This is a genomic window from Mesonia phycicola (genome assembly GCF_900141885.1).
Lineage (GTDB): Bacteria > Bacteroidota > Bacteroidia > Flavobacteriales > Flavobacteriaceae > Mesonia > Mesonia phycicola.
The window spans coordinates 203029-223943 of record NZ_FQYY01000001.1 but is presented as its reverse complement, the minus strand read 5'-3'; the positions used below and the strand labels follow the sequence as shown (position 1 = coordinate 223943).

Here is a 20915-nt window from a genome sequence, read left to right as displayed (position 1 = left end):
TTATGCGTACCCTAAAAATACTTACTGTATTAACCGTGATTATAGCAGCTTCTGCTTTTGCAGTGAATACGGTAATGACAAATGCAGATGTTACAAACTCATCTATAGATGGTTATGAAATTGGTGACCAAGCAATAGATTTTACTTTAAAAAATATAGATAATAAAATGGTTTCTTTAAGTAATTTTAAAGAAGCAAAAGGTTTTATCGTAATTTTTACAACCAATCATTGTCCCTATGCAAAAGCATATGAAGAGCGCATTGTAAAGCTAGATAAAAAGTTTAAACCTCTTGGTTACCCTGTAATTGCTATTAACCCTAATAGTCCAGAAAAAAACTCTCAAGATAGTTTTGAAAATATGCAATTGAGAGCTAAACAAAAAGGCTTTACTTTCCCTTATTTGCTAGATGAAGGTCAGAAAATATATCCTCAATATGGTGCTACTAAAACACCTCATGTTTTTATTTTACAAAAAGAAGAAAGCAAAAATATAGTAAAATATATAGGTGCAATAGATGATAACTACCAAGATGAAACCGCTGTTAAACAACAGTATGTAAATAATGCGGTTTTAGAGCTTCTAGCAGGAGACGAGATTTCCATTAAGTCTACAAAAGCAATTGGCTGTGGTATTAAATAAAAGCTTATTTTTGATTTAAAAACTATTTGTAATGAAAGAATTATCTCAACAAGATTGGAAAGAACAACTAGAAAATGATGAAAATGCATTTTTGTTAGATGTAAGAACAGATGAAGAGTATCAAGAAAAACACATCCCTAACTCTACACAATTAGATATATTTCAAGCACAAAAATTTATGGATAAAGTAAATGAGTTTGATAAATCTAAAAACTTTTATGTGTATTGCAGATCGGGGAAAAGAAGTGCTCAAGCTTGTCAAATTTTAGATCAAGTAGGAGTAGAAAATACTTTTAACTTAGAAGGCGGAATATTAGATTGGACAGGTGAAACTAAAACTTCTTAATTAAGTGAAAAACATATCGTATATATTATTAATCACCGTTTGTTTTTTATTCAATAGCTGTAAAGAAACTTTTGCTAATGAAGAAGACGTACAGATGATTACTCCAGAAGAGGTGGAAAGCCTTTCTAAAATGGATGAAGTACAAACCTTAGATGTTCTTACTTCAAAAGAATACAAAGAAGAGCATCTTAAAAATGCTCAGAATATTGTATACGATGAAAATTTCTCTCATAAGATACAAGAAATAGACAAGTCTAAACCTATTATAGTTTATTGTAATACTAAAGTAGAAAATGAAAAAAGTATACAAATACTTAAAGATTCTGGTTTTGTAAAGGTTTATGATTTAAAAGAAGGAATTTCTGAATGGAAATTGAAAGAAAATAAAACTGAAAAATAAGGTGCTATATCTTATTTTTCAGTTTTAAAAACTCTTGCTCTAAAAAATTTAATTTTTCTTCTACACCTGTAGAAATAGCTTGAACTTCTGGAGTACGTTTGTAAAACACATATCTTACCTTCCAAAGTTCTTTTACTTCGTTAAGCTTAAAGCTTAAATCTTCTATGTTTTTGTGGTCAGCACGTAAAATAAGTTTATTTTTTGCAATATAAAGACGTCTTAAAATAAGTTGATTGTTAATTAAGGCTAACACAATATTTCCATTATTTAGTTTTTTATAAACCTCTTTAGGTACAAACTCTGCAATCACTATATCTTTAGGGTACAAACCTTGGTCATGATTGGTCATTTCCAAATTCATTACCGTATAAGCTCTAAAATTTTTATCCGTATTTATTGGTAAGCTTAAGCTAGGTAATTCGGTTATAAAGTTTTGCTTGTCAAAATTATCTATATAGTCTTTACTGTTTTTTTCTGTAATACAAGGTATCTCTGCAAACTTCTCTTTTATTTGTATGTGGTTATCTAGAGGTATATTCTCTTTAAATTTTAAAAGCTGATTTACTGTTAGCTCTGTAGTTAATATAGCGTCTATGCTAATGCTAAAATAATTAGCAATTAAAATAATTGTTTCTATTTTAGGTTCACTTCTCCCTTCTTCATAAGCTCCTAAAGTGCCACGTTTTAATTCAAATAAATCAGCAAAAGCCTGCTGACTCATATTTTTCACGTTTCTAATTTTCCTAATATTTTTACCAAAAAAAGACATAATTGCTAATTTTATTTGCAGATAAGATTTTAATTTGTATATTTACCTAACATTATTAGCTAATATACTATTTAATTGCTAATTATTTAAGTTGGTTTTAAGTTATTTTAAAATTAAACTAAAATAATTAGCACAAAATGTTAATTAAATTTTAAAACTAACCAATATGATTTCTCTATTTTTAATAACTTATGCAAAAATTATTTGCCAAATAGATCAGGCAGAAATTATATGTTTGCTTTTACAGTAGACCTAAAAAACCATTAACTAATGAAAGATCATTTTCAAATAACCAAAAACTTTTTACTAGAACTAAATTTCAATATTACTTATGAAAGTAGGGAAGATGAAGTGTTAGTTGTACAAAAAGAAAACTTTGGTATTAAAAATTTAATTCTTGGTGTTTCTCCTCCAGTTTTAATAATGGAGCAATTTATTTTTAATATCAATAATCAAAATGAAAAAGTATACAAGTCTCTTTTACAGAAAAATAGAGATGTTATTCACGGTGCATTTGTATTAGATGAGAGTGGTAAAAAAGTAATCTTTAGAGATACTTTACAGATAGAAAACTTAGACTTAAATGAGCTAGAAGGCTCTTTAAACTCTTTAAGTCTATTAATGAGTGAATACTCAGATAAAATTATTGAATTTTCAAAATATTAAAAACAACCGTTATGAACATATTTAAAAGATTATTTAAAATTGGAGAGGCAGAAGCAAATTCTGCTATAGATAAAATGGAAGATCCAATAAAGCTTACAGAGCAAGGTATTAGAGATATGAAGCAAGACTTAGAAAAAAGTTTTGAAGCCTTAGCGCAAGTAAAAGCATTAGCTATAAGAGCTAAAAATGAACAAGATGAGCAGCAAGATAAAGCTGAAGATTACCATAACAAAGCAATTTTAATTCTTAAAAAAGCAGAAAAAAAACAAATTGATAGTGCAGAGGCAGATCGTTTAGCAAAACAAGCATTGCTTAAAAAAGAAGAAGCTCAACAAAGAATAACTGCTTCTAAAGAAGAAGTGCAAAAGTTTAATACTTCTATCGCTCAGTTAGAAAATAATATTCAAGGTATAAAAGCCAATATTAGTAACTGGGAAAATGAGCTAAAAACTTTAAAAGCTAGAGTGAAAGTATCTAATGCTACGAAAAACTTAAATAAACAAATGGCAGAGATAGATAGTTCAAGCACAGTATCTATGCTAGAAAGAATGAAAGAAAAGGTAGCGCAAGAAGAAGCTTTAGCAGAAGCTTATGGAGATATTGCTAATGCTTCAAAATCTATAGATGAAGAACTTGAAAAAGCTGCAGATAGTACAGATGCAAAGGCAGAAAATGATCTGTCTAAACTTAAAGAACAATTAGGTCTAAATAAAGAAGCATAAAAATTGAACGATTTATTTAATATTATATTTTCTGAAGTAAATCTAGTACTTACCTGTTTACTATTGTTGCTTGTCTTGTATTGGATTTTAACTATGGTTAGCGGTATCGATTTTGATTACGATATAGATATAGATGTAGACATAGATATTGATGCAGATGTAGGAATAGAAGGAGGAAATATGGATTTTCAAGATGTTTCTAACGCAGAAGTAAATCAAGATGATATTTTAGGAAAAAGAAGAAAACCACTAAAATGGTGGCAAATTTTCTTGATTTATTTCAATTTTGTAGGCTTGCCGTTCATGTTCACTTTTACTTGCTGGATTTTTGCTTGGTGGTTTATCACCGTATTAACAACAAGTATCACATATAGTTATAATTCTGCATTTGGTTTTTTAATAATGATTATAGCCTTTTTTCCTGCGTTAATCGTAACAAAAATAATAACCACACCATTTAAAAACTTTTTTAAGAATTTAAATAAAGACGGAGATAAAGCAAAAGAATATATAGGGAGACGTGGGGTAATGCTTTCTACTATTTCTGAAAAAAAAATGGGAAATGCAGAAGTGATTATAGATGGAGATTCTTACAATATATATGTAAAATCTTTAGACGGATCACCAATTACATATCACCAAGAAATTTTAATCATTAAACAGTCACAAGACAATAATTATTTTTTAGTACAAACGTATAACAACTAAACAAACTTAAATTTATTATGGAAGGATTTTTACCCATTATTGGTATAGGATTAGGTTTATTCTTATTTCTCATTGTAATTTACTTTGCAATTATTGCAATGTTCTACAAAAAGGTACATCAAGGCCAAGCACTTATACGTACAGGTTTTGGAGGTACAAAAGTAGCTACAGATAAGGGACTTTATGTGGTGCCTGTGTTTCACCGTGTAGAAATAATGGATGTATCTGTAAAAAAAATTCAGATAGAACGTTTAGCGCACGAAGGTCTTATTTGTAAAGACAACATGCGTGCAGATATTAAAGTAGCTTTCTTCGTTAGAGTTAATAACGATATTAGTTACATTAAAAAAGTAGCTCAAACTATTGGGGTGGCTAGAGCTTCTAAAATAGAAACCTTAGAAGATTTATTTGAAGCTAAATTTTCTGAAGCTTTAAAAACAGTAGGTAAAAAATTCGATTTTATAGACTTATACGAAGCACGTAGAGAATTTAGAGATGAAATTGTAGATATTATAGGTACAGACTTAAACGGATATACTTTAGAAGATTGTGCAATAGACTTTCTAGAGCAAACTCCAATTACTCACCTAAAGCCAGATAATATACTTGATGCAGAAGGTATTAAGAAAATTACAGAGCTTACTGCTAATCAAAATGTAAAAGCTAATTTAATTAAGCGTGATGAGCAAAAAACTATCCGTAAGCAAGATGTAGAAGCTCGTGAGGCAATTTTAGAATTAGATAAACAATTAGCAGAAAAAGAAGAACAGCAAAAACGTGAGATTGCTAACATAAAATCTAGAGAAGAGGCAGAAACCTTAAAAGTATCTGAAGAAGAACGCTTAAAATCTGAAACTGCTAGAATTGCTACAGAAGAAAAAGTAAAAGTTGCAGAAGAAAATATGCAACGCCAAATTATTGTAGCAGCTAAAAACAAACAACGTACAGATGCGGTAGAAACAGAACGTGTAGAGAAAGATAGATTGCTAGAAGCAACAGAGAGAGAACGCGTAGTTACACTTGCTCAAATAGAAAAAGAAAAAGTAGTAGAAGTAGAGAAGAAAAACATACAAGATGTAATTAGAGATCGTGTAATGTTAGAGAAAGGTGTGGTTGAAGAGCAAGAGAATATGAAAGATATTCAGGCATTTAAAACCGCAGATAGAGATAAGAAAGTAAAAGTGACTAATGCAGAAGCAAATGCACAAGAAGATTTAATTAAAACGATTAAAGCTGCTGAAGCGCAAAAAGAAGCCGCTAAACAAAGAGCAGAAGAAATTAATATAGAAGCTTTAGCTAAGAAAGAAGCAAGTGAAAAAGAAGCAGAAGCAAGAAAAACACTAGCAGAAGCACAAGCCAAAGAAGAAGCAATTATTGGTATGTCTGAAGCTCAAGTAATGCATGCAAAAGCAGATGCCAACGAGCGTCAAGGTATAGTAGATGCCTCTATAATTGAGAAAAAAGCCAAAGCAGAAGCAGCAGGTATAGAGGCAAAAGCAGAAGCTTCTAGAAAAGAAGGGAAAGCACAAGCAGAAGTTATTAAAGAAAAAGCACTTGCAGATGCAGCTGGTATAGAAGAGAAAGCAGCAGCAATGAAGAAATTAGATGGTGTTGGTAAAGATCACGAAGAATTTAAATTACGTTTAGATAAAGAGCTTCAAATAGACTTAGCTAGCATTAATATTCAAAAAGAAATTGCAGATGCACAAGCTCAAGTACTTGGTGATGCATTAAAGTCTTCTAAAATAGATATTGTAGGTGGAGAAACTATGTTCTTTGATCAAATTGTTGGGCAAATTACTAGAGGTAAAGGTATAGATAGATTAGTTGAAAATAGTGAGAATATTCAGCAAGTAAAAGACTCTATCTTAGGTAGTGAAGATATTCAAGGCAATCTTTTAGAGAAGATCAAAGAATTTTCAGCTAAATACGGCATCACTTCAGAAGATTTAAAAAACTTAACCATTGCTAGTTTAATTGTAGATTTAAAAAGTAAATCTAATAGCAATAAAGAGCACACTATGTTTAACAACTTATTTAATCTTGCTAAAGGTTTAGGCTTGTCAGACAAAACTATTAGTGCTGTAACTAAAGAGCATTTAAGGTAATACATTTTTTAGCTAGGCTTTTAAACTACTATTAAAAGCCTAGTTTTTTTCCAAAATAAACTCTATTTATTTCTACCAGAATACCCACGTTGATAATTCACTATGCAAGAAGAAAAACAAGATAACAATAAGCAATCGTTAGATGGAGGTACCTATGAAATTATTCAGAATAGGTTACAAAAGCAAAAACAAGATTTGCAAAATAGACTTCAGCAATTAAATGAAGGCAGAAAAGAAGTTTTTGGTTCTTTAGAAACTAAGCTTATTGCAAATAACCGTATAAGTACAGAAAATAACTGTATTGCTAAAGATATTGTTTCTATAAACCAAACGTGCATATTTGGTTATAATGTTCACTTTGGGTTAAGAACAGAAATTAATTTAAGTGACGTTTTTAGTATTTACCAGTATAAAGATCATCAGTTTGAACCACAATCACTAGCTTTTATAGAAGATGATATTTTTATTACAGATTTTACCAATTTGTACAAATATTATAGAAATACTATCTTTTCTAAATTTGCAATTATAGGTAATTACCTATATATGGTTTTTCAATTAAGTGATAGTGTAACAGATATTAAAACCTTTAAATGGTTAATTAGCGATGGAGGTTTAACTTATGTAGATAATAGAAGTGATCACGAATATAAATTTCCGCAGCAACACGAATTTAAATGGTTAGAAGCAGGTAGAGATGAGCAACGCCACGGGAAACATTCTCATATTTCTATTTTAGATAAGGTTTTTGTAGAAACCATAGGTGGTGATTTAACAATTAAAATAGAAGATAATACAGACGAAGGTAAAGGTATTTTAGACGAGCCTGTAGAGTATAAAGATCAAACTTTAGATGATGGGCAATATAAATATGCAGATTTAGGTAACCTTATAGCCTTATCTATTAAACCATTTCAAGAAGAGGCTCGTTATTTTGTATATAACCATAAGTTAAAAGAAGTACAAAAAATAGACAGCATTAAAGAGGCTGCAGTTTTATTACCAGACGATCAGGGTATTATTTTTCCTAATGGTTATTATTTACAGACAGGAGAATACCAAGTTTTTGATAGTAATACCAAAGATTTAAAATTTCAAAAAAGAATAGCCTCTCCTAATGGAGAAGATTATTTATTTGTTTTTTATGCGCAAGCAAAAGGTACTTATGTACTTATGTCTTACAACGTAATAGAGCAAACGGTACAAACACCTATTATATGTAATGGTTATACTGTACAATCTAATGGTGAACTCTGTTATTTTAGAAGTGAAGACGATCAAAGTAAGCATCATATGGTGCAAATTTGGCAAACTCCATTTTTAAAAGGAGACATTATGCCTTCTCAACATCAAGATACGCTCTTATACAAAATTGGGAATAAAGACATTGTAAAAGCAATGGCAGAGACTCAAGAGCTTATTAATCTATTAAACAAAGAAGATAATTATAGTGGCCTTTATAATGATGTAGCAAAACTATCTAAAGATATTTTAGATACTTATTATTGGTTAAATGAAGAAGAAACTAAACAATTAAATCTTCCTTTAGCAGAAATTAATAAAGCAGCAAACTCTGCAATAGATGAATTTGAAAAAGTAGTTCAGCTAAAGAAAAATGCAAAACTAGAAACAGAAAAGTTTACTAAAAAAGCAGAAGAAGTTTTTGCAAAAATAAAAAGCACATCGTTTAAAACAATAGAAGATTTTGTACAACTGCTTAACCAAATGAGAACTTTACGAGGTGAAGCAATTGGTTTGTATGAAATTAGATACACCAACGAAAGTTTAATAAAATCTATAGAAAATGACATTGCAGAGTATACAGAAAAAATATCTGAACGTTGTGTACAATTTTTATTAGATGAAAAAGCCCTTGCTCCCTACCATAAAAAGGTAACGCAAAAAGAAAAAGATTTAGCTAAAATTGAAAAAGTAGTTGAAGCTAAAAAATTAGAAGAAGAAGTAAATCAAATAGCACAAGATTTAGAAATGCTAATTGAAATTGTTTCTAATCTTGATATAGAAGATACTTCTCACTCTACCAAAATTATAGACAATATTTCTTTAATTTTTGCTACGCTTAATCAGCTAAAAGCAGCTATTAAAAAGAAAAGAAAAGGTTTAGGTAGTAAAGAAGCTCAAGCAGATTTTGCAGCCCAATTAAAGCTAATAGATCAAAGTATAATCAACTATCTAGATATTGCAGATACCGTAGAGAAGTGTGAAGATTTTCAGACAAAAATATCTATTCAGTTAGAAGAAATTGAAGGGAAATTTGCAGATTTTGAAGAGTTTATTTCAGAAATAATAGAAAAAAGAGAAGAGGTTTATAATGCTTTTGAGGCTAGAAAAAACTCTATTAAAGAAAAAAGAAACAAGAGAAGTCTAGCTCTTCAAAATGCTTCAGAAAGAATATTAAATGGAGTAGATAAACGTGCATTAAATTTAGGTTCTGCCACAGAAATTAACGGATATTTTGCTTCAGACTTAATGGTGAGTAAACTCCGTGATATTATTCAGCAATTAAAAGATTTAGAAGAAACAGGTAAAGCTGAAGAAATTGAAACTAAGCTTAAAGTTGCTAGAGAAGATGCGTTACGTAAACTAAAAGATAAGTTAGAACTATATGAAGATGGAGATAGCATTATAAAATTTGGAAAACACAAATTTGGGGTTAATAAACAAAACTTAGATTTGAGTATTGTTTATAGAAATAATGAATTACAATATCACCTAACAGGAACAGATTTTTACGAAACCGTAACTAATAAAACTCTATTAAACGCAAGGCAAATTTGGGATCAAGAATATATCTCTGAAAATAAAAATATTTATAGAAGTTCTTATTTAGCCTATAAATTATTTAAAAATTTACCAATAGATAAGTTAGTAAATATAAATGAAGATGAGCTGCTTAAAATTGTGCAAGAAGAGAGTAGTAGTAATTATGCAGAAGGTTATGTAAAAGGAGTTCATGACCAAGATGCAGCTCAAATTTTATCTGTTTTAGTACGTAAACATCAAGAATTGGGTATGTTGAGGTTTTCTGCCAAAACAAGAGCACAAGCTCAGTTTTTTTGGCATCAATTACCTGCAGAAATACAATCGAAGTTTAATGAATCTTTAAAAGCTTCTGGAGAGGTATTAACCGTTTTTCCAGATACTAACGAGTATAAATTTTTACTAAACAAACTTCAGCAATCTATAAAAGAAGTTGCAGAAAATTCAGTTCTCTTAAACTTAGAACACAAGGAGGCTATTGCCAATTATTTATTTGAAGAATTACAAAATGACGATCAGTTTGAAGTAAGTGGAGAAGCACTAAAATTAAAAGAAGAATTTTTAAAAGCAATTAAGCAAAAACAAGCAGACGTTAGGTTTAAAAATAGCTTTGAAAATTTAGAATTATTAGAATCTAAAGTACAGTTAGTACGCCAATGGGTAAACTCATTTGTAAAAACTGCCTCTGTAAATTATGATGAAGATTATGTAGATGAAGCTGTGTGTGTAATTTTATTTGGAGATGATTCTGTTTCTAAAGTAAATCACAGCCCTGCAAAAGAAATTATTTACAATTTAAAGGGAGATCACGAGCTTATAAAAAATAATGAATTCTCTTTTAACTACCATCATTTTGTTTCTACTTTAGAAAATTATACTACCGTAAATGTACCAGCTTTTCAAGAATTTAGAAAAGCTAAGCACGAGGTGACAGAAACTCTAAAAGAAGAATTAAAATTAGAGGAATTAAAACCAAGAGTACTAACCTCTTTTGTAAGAAATAAGTTAATCAACGAGGTTTATTTACCCTTGTTTGGAGATAATTTAGCCAAACAATTAGGTACGGTAGGTGACAATAAGCGTACAGACCGTATGGGTATGTTGCTCTTAGTTTCACCTCCAGGTTACGGTAAAACTACTTTAATGGAGTATATAGCCAACAGATTAGGCTTAGTGTTTATGAAAATTAATGGTCCAGCAATTGGTCATGAGGTTACCTCTGTAGATCCTGCTGCTGCCACCAACTCTGCCACAAGAGAAGAGTTAAAAAGGTTAAACTTAGCTTTTGAAATGGGAAATAACGTAATGCTTTATTTAGATGATATACAGCATTGTAACCCAGAGTTTTTACAGAAATTTATTTCTCTTTCTGATGGAACCAGAAAAATAGAAGGAATTTACAAAGGAAAATCTAAAACCTATGATTTGCGTGGAAAGAAATTTTGTGTAATCATGGCAGGAAACCCTTATACCGAGAGCGGAGAAAAATTTAGAATACCAGATATGTTAGCCAACCGTGCAGATATTTATAACCTTGGTGATATAATTGGAGATACAGCCCATTTATTTAAACTTAGTTTAATAGAAAATGCACTTACCTCAAATGCTACTTTACAACAGCTAAGTAGTAAACATTTTAACGATATTTATAAGTTAATAGATAGAGTAGAAAACAATAATCAAGAAGTACAATTAGATGGTAACCATACCACGCAAGAAGTACAAGATTATATTTCTGTATTAGAAAAAGTGATTGCCATTAGAGATACCGTTTTAAAAGTAAATGCTACTTATATTAAATCTGCAGCTATGGAAGATGAGTATAGAACAGAGCCATCTTTTAAACTTCAGGGGTCTTACAGAGATATGAATAAGCTTATTAGTAAGATTGTACCAATTATGAATGATGAAGAATTAGCTAGTTTATTACTTTCTCATTACGAGAGTGAATCGCAAACATTAACATCATCTGCAGAGGCTAATTTATTAAAATTTAAAGAGTTGCAGGGTATTTTGACTGCTGAAGAATTTGATAGATGGGAAGCAATAAAAGAAACCTTCGTGAAAAATAACAAACTAAAAGGTTTTGGTAATCAAAATGAAATGGCGCAAATGCTAAATCAGATGATTTCTTTTACAGATAATTTAGAAGGTATTAAAAAAATACTGCAACAAGGTTTACTAAAATAATATAGATGTAAGTAAAGAAAATAAAACACTAATTAGATTAAAAGTATTTTTTAAAGATTAAGTGTTTATTAATGTTATTTTTGTGATTTTTATTAAAATTAATGCTAATTAATTGTGAATCTTATGTTATCTTGTATATGATTCACCCCAAAATCGTTAATTATGGATTTAGTATTAAACGCAATAATGACACTAGGAGGGATTTCTTTTCTAGGTATAATTTTAGATGAATTTATGAAAAACTTATAGGTATAAACATTTATACTTATAAGTTTTTTATTGATTTTATACTTCTTTAAAAATTCTACCAAAGAATTGAAAGGTTTCTTTTGCCTTATTTATAGCTTCTATTTCTTCCTTTTCAGAAAAATCTTTGCTTTTAAGATCTTTACAATACTGTTTCCAACCTTTTACATTTTGTCTTTTTCCGCTAAAAAAATAGTGCTCATCCATCATAGCTAAAGCTTTACATTCTTTAATGTTTTTAGAAATTATCATTCCGCCTAAAGATGAGCCTTCTACTACATACCAAGCACCCCAAGCTTCTGCAGGAGTATTAACGTTAAAGTTATTTTCAAAATCTTTAACAATAGAGGTGTCTACTTTTAAATTAAGTAAATCTTGAGATAATCTTTCGGTTTTATCTTGGCTATAAGTTGGTATCTGCTTAGTAATTTTTTCTTCTGTAATTTTATAAGCAACAAAATTTTGTAATAATAGTTTTTTATATTGCTCTAATGTAATACTGTGATCTATTATTAAACCGGCAGTATTTCCTCCTTCAATATCTTTATGTAGTTGTTGTGTAGCTTCTCTAAGTTTATTCAGCATCAGTATCTTTTTTAATTAGATCTATATTTTTTCTAATTTTGTTGATATTTAGTTTTTGTTCTTCATTATCTACCTGAATTTTATCTAGGTAGTCATAAATTTGATTTACAGCAATTTTATTTTTTCTTACTTTTTCACGTACTTCTTCTTGTTGAATCATGTTAAAAACAATCTTTTTAAGAAGTGGTGCTAACTTATCTGCTAGCGTATTCATGTGTTTTTTTAATATAAATCCAGATGCACCAGAAAGTATTGTATTGGCAGCCATCTCATCATCATCAATAGTACCGGTGATAAAAATAAAAGGCAAAGTATCATCGTAATTTTGGGAGTACTGTAAAATATCTAAACCATTACAAGAAGGTAAATTATAGTCAGATAATATAACGTCTGGCACAAATTTTTGAAGTTCAGTTTTAAAATCGTCAAGATTATCTACAACTCTAATTTCACTACTTTCAACAATTTGATTTATTTGAAATTTAATAAGTTCTGCATCTGTTTTATAATCTTCAACTAATAGAATTCTTAATTTTGTTGTAATCATAATTATTTTGAAAATTGTAAATTTTGAGTATTTACATCTACGTAAAAATAAAAGCTTGCTCCGTTACCTAAGCTAGACTCTGCCCAAACTTTACCTTTGTGTTTTTTTACTATTCTCTTTACGGTTGCTAAACCTATACCAGCGCCTTTAAAATCTGTACTCGCTGCAACGCGTGAAAATACATCAAAAATTTTATTTTTATATTGAGGGTCAAACCCAATACCATTATCTTTTATATAATAGATGGTTTTGTCTAATTTTTTTTCTGCTCCAATTTCAATTTTAGGATTAGTTTCTTTAGATGAATATTTTACAGCGTTATTAATTAAATTACTAAATACTTGAGATAACATTTTTTTATCTCCTGTTATTTCTGGTAAATTTTCTGCAATTTTAATTTCTACATTAGAAGTATCACTTGTTATATTTTGTGCAGTAATAATTGTTTCTATTTGTTGTTGTGTAGAGTAGGTGGTAATATTAAGGTCTTGTTGCCCTGCTTTAGAGTAAAGTAAAATATCTTCTATTAAAACATCCATCTCTTCTGTAGATGCTAATATGGTATTTAGAGCGCTTTTGCCAAATTGGTCTAATTGGTTGGCATATTTACTTTGTAATATTCTAGAGTAACCATCTATACCTCTTAAAGGAGCTCTTAAATCGTGTGTGATGCTATAGCTCAATATTTTTAATTCTTTATTTACTTCAACTAAATTTTTATTTAGCTTTTTTATTTTATCTTTTTGTCTTTTTACAATAACGTGGGTGATGCTATCTTGTAAATTAGTAGCTGCCTCAATATCATAAGTATTCCAGGCATTTGCTATACCAGAAACTTTTTCTGTCCAACGTTCAAAAGATTTTCTAGGGTGCAAGTATTGTATACCATTTTTTACAAAGCCTTTTTTTTCTGGATTGCCGCCCCAAGAGATATGGTGAGACTCTTCTGCTCTAAACCAAATTAGGTAATTATCTGTGTCATTACCAATTCTAACACTTAAAATACCAGAGGCAGTATCTTTATATGCACTTGCATCTTGATGAAAACGAGTAAGCTTTTTAGTGAAAAAAACGGCATCGTTTTGTTTTTTTAATACTTCAGAAATAATTTTTTTTACCTCATTTTTTTTAGGGGTATTACCAATTAAAGTGAGTTTTCCATTATAACAAACAGCACCTCCGTGGCAATCTAGTATATCTGTAAACTTAATACTTTGTTGTGTTAAAGCATTTTTTATACTTTTAGAATGGTCTATTTGATTTAGTAATTTTTTTCTAATTTCTTCTGAAGAATTTATTTTTTCTAGAAACGTATTACTAGTTTTTAATGCTAATTTGTTAGCAAGAATTTGAGATAAAAATTTGCAAGATTGACGTTGGTGGTAATTTATAAACTTAGGTTGGTAATGGTGGCAAGCAATTAACCCCCATAGTTTTCCGTTTAAAATAATGGCAGAAGTTAAAGAAGCACCAACCTTCATGTTAGTTAAATACTCAATATGTATTGGCGAAACCCCTCTTAATTCACTTTTAGATAAATCTATTTTTTTATCTAATTGTGGTAGTAATGGAGAAGGTGAGTGGTTTACATCACTAATTATTCTAACCCCTTGTTTTAAAAAAATTTTTCTAGCAGGTTTTGGTAAATCTGTAGAAGGGTAGTGTAAGCCTAGCCAACTTTCTAAATGCTCTTCTTTTGTTTCTGCAATTACTTCGCCATTCCATTCTTCATCAAATCTATAAATCATTACTCGGTGGTAACCATAAAGGTTTTTTACAAGCAATGCTGCTTGATTACTCATTTCTTCAATAGAGTCTGAGTCTTTTATTTCGTGAAGTATTTTAACTAATTCTTCTTGAAATTGTATAGGGTTTATGGTTTCTCCCGCAGGTTCTATATCTAATATAAGATGGTTGTCTGCAGATAAATGAGGTATAACAAGATATTTTTTATTTTTAAAAGTAGCTTCTTGTGGGTATAGTGTATTACTGTTTTGTATGGTATTATATAAGATATTAACTTTTTTAGTAGAAAGTACTTTGTCTAGAGATTGATTTATAATCTCTTTAATATCTATACCTAACAAGTGTAAACAATTTTCACTTGCTTGAACTATTTTTTTTGAAGTTGTATCTATTACAAGAATAACCCCGTGTTGTTGAGTTTGCTCTATATTGTGTATAGGTTCTCTGTCACAATTAGTTATATTTATTTTCGGACTAATTTCTTTAGGGGTTATTTTCATTAGCTATGCTTTTATTTTAAAGTAAAAAGTACTTCCTACACCTTTTTGTGAGTTTACCCAAATGGAGCCCTCATGTAATTGTACAATTTTTTCTACGTGTGCCAATCCAACACCTGTCCCTTCATATTTATCTTTTGTTGGCACTCTGCTAAAAATAGTAAAGATGGTTTTTTGGTCTTCTTCAGATATACCTATACCGTTATCCATGACAGAGAAAACCCACGAGTCTCCTTCTCTATAAGCAGAAATTCTTACTTCTGGTTTTCTGTTTTTGTCAATATATTTAAGTGCATTACTTAAAAGATTTTGTAGTAATAATCTCAATTCAACCTTATAAGCTTTAATTTTTGGTAAAGAGCCAATGCTTACTTTTGCTTGGGTGTCTTTAATTCTTTTGGTTAAATCATACTTTACTACTTCTGCAAGTTCTTGTGTGTCTACAAGTGTTTTTTTGGTGTTTCTCCCTATTCTAGAGTGCTCAAGAAGTGCTTTTATTTGGTTAGCTAACCTATCTGAAGCTTCGTCTATATAAGAGATGTAATTTTTACCTTTTTCATCTAATTTATCTGCGTATAGTTTACCTAAAACGTCACTTCCAAATTTAATAGTAGCTAATGGTTCTTGAAGATCGTGTGAGCAAATAGATACAAATTGCTCTAAATCTTTATTGGCTCTTTCTAAATCTGCTTTTTGTTCTTTAAGTTTTTCTTGTGCTAATTTTAGTTCAGAAATATCTACGCAGGTAAGGCGGTTGGTAATCACCTCTTTTTTCTCATTAAACTCAATATTAGAATAAAGTATAATAGGTACTTTTGTTCCTTTTTTAGTGAGCATTTCAATTTCTACATTCTTAAACTTATTCTTTTCTTTTAGAGCTTTGTTAAGATGTAATGCTTTTAATTGTGTTTTATCGTCATAAAGATCATAAATAGGTTTACCAATTATTTCTTCTTTATCTGTATAGCCCAATCTGAGTACAGCTTCTTCGTTACATTGAAGTATTTCTGATGTGTTAGGGTCTATGCTAAAGTGCATAACCGGGTCTTCTTCATAAAAAGATTTAAACCTTTTTTCACTTGCAACTAGTTTTTCTTTTGCTCTTTGTAAAGATTCTATGTCTACAAAAGTGATAACAACACCATCTATATTATCGTTAGAATCGATAAAAGGAGATATTCTTCTCAGGTAATTTCTACCTTCTTTAGAGACAATATTTCTCTCTAATGTTTTACCTGTTTCCATAGATTTTTTACATCGGGAAACTAGACCACGGCCTTTATTTTTACCAAAATTAGTTACAAAATTATCTATAGGTCTACCAACATCTGAATTTATTAGGCTAAAATGTTTTTTTATGGCTGGAGTAAATTTTCTAATACGTAAGTCGCTGTCTAGAAAAATTACACCAATATCTGTACTTTCTAAGATATTATTCATATCAGCATTAAGTTCAGATAAATCATCCATTTTCTGGATGTTTTCGGCATTTACCGTATTTATCTCTTCATTAACGCTTTGTAACTCTTCGTTGGTGCTTTGTAGTTCTTCATTAGAGGCTAGTAACTCTTCATTAGCGGCTTGTAATTCTTCGTTACTAGTTTCTATTTCTTCCATAGATGTGTGTAGCTCTTCTTTTGTTTTTTTAAGCTCACTTTCTATTTCTTTAATATATTCTTGTGTGTGAGAATCTAAAGTTATTTTTTTAGATTCTTTAATAGTAGAGGTATCTAATTCTTTTTCTAAAAAGGTAATAACAAAATTAGTTTCATTGTCTAAGTTGTTAATTTTAAATGGTTTTACAATTAAATCTAACACCTTTTGTTCACCTAAATGCGTATATATAGCATCTCTATAAATAATTTTACTATTATCTTTTTGGGCTTTTTTACAGCAGGCTAATAGAATGTGTTGTAGGTGTTCATCTAACATTTCAATTAGCTTGGTAGTAAAACCTTTTGCTGGTAAGTTGGCATATTTGTTAAACTCACCAACTGCTTCTAATATATTTGTTTCAGAATCAATAAAAACACTGGCGCCTCCAAATTGCTCTAATATAGCTTCGTTTAATTCTGAAATGAATTTTTGTTTAGGTCCAGTAGCTTTAGGTTCTGGTTTTCTAATTTTGTGGTCTTTAATTTTTATTTTAGAAGATGATTTTAATTGGTTGTTATTCAATCTTTTTCTAGGTGATGTATTTCTGTAAATTTTCCACTTACGGCTAACCTCTTCAAAATTTTCTTGATAGGTGTTAACGGTTTCACTTGTGCCTAATACTAAATATCCATTTTCTTTAAGTGAATAATGAAGTAGGTTTAAAGCCTTTTTCTGTATGCTTTGCTGAAAATAAATTAAGAGATTTCTGCAAAAAACCATATCCATATTACTAAATGGAGGGTTTTTTATAATATTATGTTGAGAAAATATAACCATTCTTCTAATTTTCTCTATTACTTGGTAATTATCTCCTTTTTTTACGAAGTACTTTTTGAGTAAATGTCTATCTATATCTGCAACCATACTGGCAGAGTAAATACTATTTGCTGCAATTTCTAAATGATTTTTGGCTATATCTGTAGCAAAAATCTTTACTTCTACTTGTTTGTTTTGTCGTTCTAATTCTTCTTGAATATATATAGCTAGAGAAAATGCTTCTTCTCCCGTACTGCAGGCTACATCCCAAATTTTAAAAATCTCCCCCTGATTTTTATTTTCAATTATTTCAGGTAAAATATCATCTGCTATAATTTGCCAAACTCTAGGATCTCTAAAAAATTTGGTAACACCAATTAAAAACTCTTTAAAAAGTATAGAAACTTCATCTACGTGGGTTTGTAAGTAGTAATAATAATCTTTTAAATTTTTACACTGGCATACATAAACCCTTCTGGCAATTCTTCTTACTAATGTAGAGGTTTTATATTCTTTAAAATCTAAGCCTGTTTTCTCATTAACATAATTCAGAATTTTTAGAAATGCTTCTTCATTATAGTCTTCTAAATTGCCTTCTATTACATATGTGTCTGAAGATTCTATAAATTTAGATAATTCTGCACCCATTTCTTCCACAGGTAAAACATAATCTATCATCCCTGAGTTAATAGCACTTTTAGGCATACCGTCAAATTTAGCTTGGTTAGGGTCTTGTACCATAACCATCCCGTCTTTTTCTTTTATAGCCTTAGCTCCACGAGTACCATCACTTCCAGTTCCACTTAAAATAATAGCAATAGCTTGGTCTTTTTTATAATCTGCAAGAGAATCTAAAAAAATATCAATAGGTAAATTAAGCTGTTGATTTTTAGGTTTTTGACTTAAGTGAAGAATTCCGTTTTCTATAGTAAGGTTATTTACTGGAGGTATAAGGTATATTTTACCTGGTTCTACTTTAGAATTATTAATAATTTCTTCAATAGGTAATTTTGCCGTTTTAGCTAACAATTCTCCCATCATACTTTTGTAGTCTGGAGATAAATGCTGAATAACAATGTAAGAATTTATATCATTATCTGGTAAATTACTAAAAAAAGACTTTAAAGCTTCTAAACCACCTGCACTAGCACCAACTGCTATTAATCTAGATTCTAAAGTTTTTTTATTTTTAGAATTAACAGTTTTTTTTTCTACTATTTTTGTCATTTTCTGAATAAAATGGCTATAATTAATTTTTTCACTCTAGGGGTAGAGGTAAAAATAATAAATTTAATGGGTAACTCTATACTGTATATGCCATTTATAATACCACATTTAACATTTTATAACATAATCTAGTCTTAATTTAAAAATTAATATGCTAAAAATTTCAATTACCGTAATGTTTACAAGTTTGCTGCTATTTACCAGTTGTAAGCAAGAAACCGAAAACACTAAAACAGAAGAAATGCACAGAGAGAAACAAGAGTCTGGTAATGTTTTACTATCTGAGTGGAAAGGGCCTTATCAAGGTGTACCAGCTTTTAATATGATGAAGTTAGAATTGTTAAAACCAGCAGTTTTATCTGGAATAGAAAGTCATTTAAAAGAAATAGAAGAAATAGCAAATAATACAGAAGAACCAACTTTTGAAAATACAATTATTGCGTTTGAAAAATCTGGCCAAGATTTAGATAGAGTATTTACATATTATGGTATATATAGTAGTAATTTATCTTCACCAGAATTTAGAGAAATACAAAAAGAATTGTCTCCTATAATTTCAGACTATAGCTCTAAAATATCACAAAATGAGAAGCTTTTTCAACGTATAAAAACAGTTTATAATGCCTCTCAACAAACAGCTTTACCTAAAGAGCAGCAACGTACTGTAGCTTTAATTTATCAGAATTTTGAGATGAAAGGAGCTAATCTTTCTAAAGAAGATAAAGAAACTTACGCAGAAATAGAAAAACAACTTTCTGAATATTATACTCAATTTTCTAATCATATTTTGGCAGATGAAGAGAGTTATATTACTTATATAGATAGTTCTCAAATAGGAGGTTTGCCAGAAAGTTATATAAAATCTGCTAGTGGCATTGCAAAAGAAAATGGTGAAGAGGGCAAATTTGCTATAACCAATACTCGCTCTTCTATGGATCCTTTTTTAACTTATTCTACAAATCGTGAATTAAGAGAAAAAGTTTGGAAAACATATTATTCTAGAGGAAATAATGGAGATGAAAATGATAATAATGAATTGATTCTTAATATTTTAAAATTAAGAGATCAAAGAGTAGCATTATTAGGGTATGATAATTATGCACAATGGCGTTTACAAGATAGAATGGCAAAAAATCCTGAAAATGCTATGAATTTAATGAAAGCAGTTTGGCCATCTGCTTTAGCGAGAGTAGAAGAGGAGGTAAATGATATGGAACAATTAGCGAAGAAAGAAGGAGAAAATATTTCTATACAGCCTTGGGATTATCGTTTTTATATGGAAAAAGTAAGAAAAGAAAAATATGATTTAGATAGTGAAGAAGTAAAACAGTATCTAGAACTTAATAACTTACGCAAGGCTATATTTTATGTAGCAGGAGAGCTTTTTAATTTTAATTTTGAGCCAGTATCTACAGACTCTGTTCCTGTATTTCATCCAGATGTAAAAGTTTGGGAAGTTACTAATAAAACTAATGGAGAAATTGTAGGGTTATGGTATTTAGACCCATACGCAAGACCAGGAAAACGTTCTGGAGCTTGGGCTACAACTTATAGAAGTAAGTCTGAATTAATGGGAAATTATCCAGTTTTAGCATCTAATAATTCTAATTTTGTTAAACCAGCAGATGGAGAGCCTACTTTAGTAAGTTGGGATGATGCAGAAACGTTTTTTCATGAATTTGGACACGCATTACATTTTCTTTCAGCAGATATTAAATATCCAACACTAAACGGAGGTGTTAGAGATTATACAGAGTTTCAATCTCAGCTTTTAGAGCGTTGGTTATCTACAGATGCGGTTATAAATAAATTTTTAAAACATTATAAAACTGGTGAGCCAATGCCAGCCCAATTAGTACAAAAAATTAAAAAAGCATCTACTTTTAATCAAGGTTTTGCTACTACAGAGTTTTTAGCATCTGCTTTAATGGATATGATTTATCATACTACAGACCCTGAGCAAATAAAAGATGTGCAAGAGTTTGAAAAAAACAAACTAAAAGAGTTAGGAATGCCTGAAGAAATACCTATGAGACATAGATCTACACAATTTGGGCATGTATTTTCTGGTGAAGGTTACGCAACCGGTTATTATGGTTACCTGTGGGCAGATGTACTAACCTCTGATGCTGCTGAAGCTTTTGCTGAAGCTCCAAACGGTTTTTATGATAAGCAAGTAGCTAACAAACTTGTTAAATATTTATTTGCACCAAGAAATGCAGAAGATCCTGCAGAGGCTTATAAAAAATTTAGAGGTCGTGATGCAACTATAGATGCATTAATGAGAGATAGAGGTTTTCCTATTCCTCAAAAATAGTTCTTTA

Annotated in this window: 14 protein-coding genes; 9 read left to right on the top strand and 5 right to left on the bottom strand. The window is 29.8% G+C overall.

What is annotated here, in order from left to right:
• Positions 1-2 precede the first annotated feature (2 nt).
• The 3 genes from BUC03_RS01020 to BUC03_RS01010 are packed head-to-tail and all read left to right on the top strand — an operon-like array spanning position 3 to position 1387.
• Positions 3-641: a thioredoxin family protein gene (locus tag BUC03_RS01020; RefSeq protein ID WP_073147333.1), complete on the top strand. Its 639-nt coding sequence runs from the start codon at positions 3-5 to the stop codon at positions 639-641.
• 31 nt (positions 642-672) lie between these two features.
• Positions 673-987, top strand: a complete 315-nt coding sequence (locus BUC03_RS01015) for a rhodanese-like domain-containing protein (RefSeq protein WP_073147331.1) — start codon at positions 673-675, stop codon at positions 985-987.
• Positions 988-991: 4 nt separating this feature from the next.
• Positions 992-1387, top strand: coding sequence for a rhodanese-like domain-containing protein (locus BUC03_RS01010; protein WP_073147329.1), 396 nt, complete (start codon positions 992-994; stop codon positions 1385-1387).
• A gap of 4 nt (positions 1388-1391) precedes the next feature.
• Here BUC03_RS01010 and BUC03_RS01005 read toward each other — a convergent pair whose 3' ends face one another.
• Positions 1392-2156, bottom strand: a complete 765-nt coding sequence (locus BUC03_RS01005; RefSeq protein WP_073147327.1) for a helix-turn-helix domain-containing protein — start codon at positions 2154-2156, stop codon at positions 1392-1394.
• Positions 2157-2426: 270 nt separating this feature from the next.
• On the opposite strand from BUC03_RS01005, the gene BUC03_RS01000 reads away from it, so the two are divergent.
• The 5 genes from BUC03_RS01000 (at position 2427) to BUC03_RS00980 (ending at position 11331) form a co-directional block, all read left to right on the top strand.
• The gene (locus tag BUC03_RS01000) at positions 2427-2822 is read left to right on the top strand and encodes a molecular chaperone Tir (protein WP_073147325.1); all 396 of its coding nucleotides are present in this window, start codon (positions 2427-2429) and stop codon (positions 2820-2822) included.
• Between the two features lie 11 nt (positions 2823-2833).
• Complete coding sequence (locus tag BUC03_RS00995; protein WP_073147323.1) at positions 2834-3544, top strand: PspA/IM30 family protein; 711 nt, start codon at positions 2834-2836, stop codon at positions 3542-3544.
• 3 nt (positions 3545-3547) lie between these two features.
• Entirely contained in the window at positions 3548-4252 is a 705-nt protein-coding gene (locus BUC03_RS00990; protein WP_073147321.1) for an OB-fold-containig protein, read from the top strand.
• 17 nt (positions 4253-4269) lie between these two features.
• The gene (locus BUC03_RS00985; RefSeq protein WP_073147319.1) at positions 4270-6360 is read left to right on the top strand and encodes a flotillin family protein; all 2091 of its coding nucleotides are present in this window, start codon (positions 4270-4272) and stop codon (positions 6358-6360) included.
• A gap of 102 nt (positions 6361-6462) precedes the next feature.
• On the top strand, positions 6463-11331 hold the full coding sequence (locus BUC03_RS00980; protein ID WP_073147317.1) for a DNA repair ATPase: 4869 nt from the start codon (positions 6463-6465) through the stop codon (positions 11329-11331).
• 285 nt (positions 11332-11616) lie between these two features.
• Here the strand turns inward: BUC03_RS00980 and BUC03_RS00975 are convergent, their stop codons facing one another.
• Genes BUC03_RS00975 through BUC03_RS00960 form a run of 4 tightly spaced genes read right to left on the bottom strand, consistent with a single transcriptional unit; the run spans position 11617 to position 18591 of the window.
• The gene (locus BUC03_RS00975) at positions 11617-12162 is read right to left on the bottom strand and encodes a biliverdin-producing heme oxygenase (RefSeq protein WP_073147315.1); all 546 of its coding nucleotides are present in this window, start codon (positions 12160-12162) and stop codon (positions 11617-11619) included.
• Complete coding sequence (locus BUC03_RS00970; RefSeq protein ID WP_073147313.1) at positions 12152-12709, bottom strand: response regulator; 558 nt, start codon at positions 12707-12709, stop codon at positions 12152-12154. Before BUC03_RS00970 ends, BUC03_RS00975 begins: the two co-directional genes overlap by 11 nt.
• A 2-nt stretch (positions 12710-12711) precedes the next feature.
• Positions 12712-14955 carry an ATP-binding protein gene (locus tag BUC03_RS00965; protein ID WP_073147311.1) on the bottom strand — a complete coding sequence of 748 codons (2244 nt, stop codon included), beginning with the start codon at positions 14953-14955 and terminating at the stop codon, positions 12712-12714.
• 3 nt (positions 14956-14958) lie between these two features.
• The gene (locus BUC03_RS00960; protein WP_073147309.1) at positions 14959-18591 is read right to left on the bottom strand and encodes a CheR family methyltransferase; all 3633 of its coding nucleotides are present in this window, start codon (positions 18589-18591) and stop codon (positions 14959-14961) included.
• 151 nt (positions 18592-18742) lie between these two features.
• Here BUC03_RS00960 and BUC03_RS00955 point away from each other — a divergent pair, with 151 nt between their 5' ends.
• Positions 18743-20908, top strand: coding sequence for a M3 family metallopeptidase (locus tag BUC03_RS00955; protein ID WP_073147307.1), 2166 nt, complete (start codon positions 18743-18745; stop codon positions 20906-20908).
• Positions 20909-20915: the final 7 nt, after the last annotated feature.